The sequence below is a fragment of the Halomonas colorata genome, assembly GCF_014897985.1.
Classification (GTDB): domain Bacteria; phylum Pseudomonadota; class Gammaproteobacteria; order Pseudomonadales; family Halomonadaceae; genus Vreelandella; species Vreelandella colorata.
Genome location: NZ_JABUZA010000117.1, coordinates 1 through 519 on the forward strand (window position 1 = coordinate 1; position 519 = coordinate 519).

Sequence of the window (519 nt, forward strand, 5' to 3'; positions counted from 1 at the left end):
AGAATGTCTGAATTTTCGATTTTTTCTCGGCTCAAGTGAGCGGTGATGAATATCGGCAGTTATTCAGACCTTCCTTAGGTATTTCCATTACATAAGAGTGAAGTAGCTTATTGAGACCGACTGAGTGTGTGGTTGTAGGCTAATAGGACGTTTATTGACTATATGAAGCATCTGGTCATTCAAAAAATGGGCGTCAGTTGATTTTTTGAATGTTTAGGCGATTGGTAAATTCGTTTAGGAGGAAATCATGGTTTCTGATATGCAACACCAGGCTAAATGCCTTTGCGGTGCTGTGGGCATAACTATCACTATGCAAAGTAATCATATCAGTGTTTGTCACTGTTCAATGTGTCGAAAATGGGGCGGTGGGCCATTGCTGTCCCATAGTTTTTGATCATAAAGGGATTCTCATCTGAGGATCCCTTTTTTGTGGCTCTGGCGGTGGCGGATTCATGAGAGCCCAAAGCGGGATTCTTTCGAACAAGCTTACTTGGAGCGTGCGCATAATGCGCTGAACGC

General features: G+C 43.2%; 1 protein-coding gene. It reads left to right on the top strand.

The annotated features are described in order from the left end of the window. Positions 1–259: 259 nt before the first annotated feature. Positions 260–394, top strand: a complete 135-nt coding sequence (locus tag INT33_RS21685; RefSeq protein WP_456065782.1) for a GFA family protein — start codon at positions 260–262, stop codon at positions 392–394. Positions 395–519: the final 125 nt, after the last annotated feature.

Bases quoted from the DNA above. Each gene is read 5' to 3' on its own strand.
- INT33_RS21685 (WP_456065782.1), top strand. From the start codon at position 260: ATGCAACACCAGGCTAAATGCCTTTGCGGTGCTGTGGGCATAACTATC.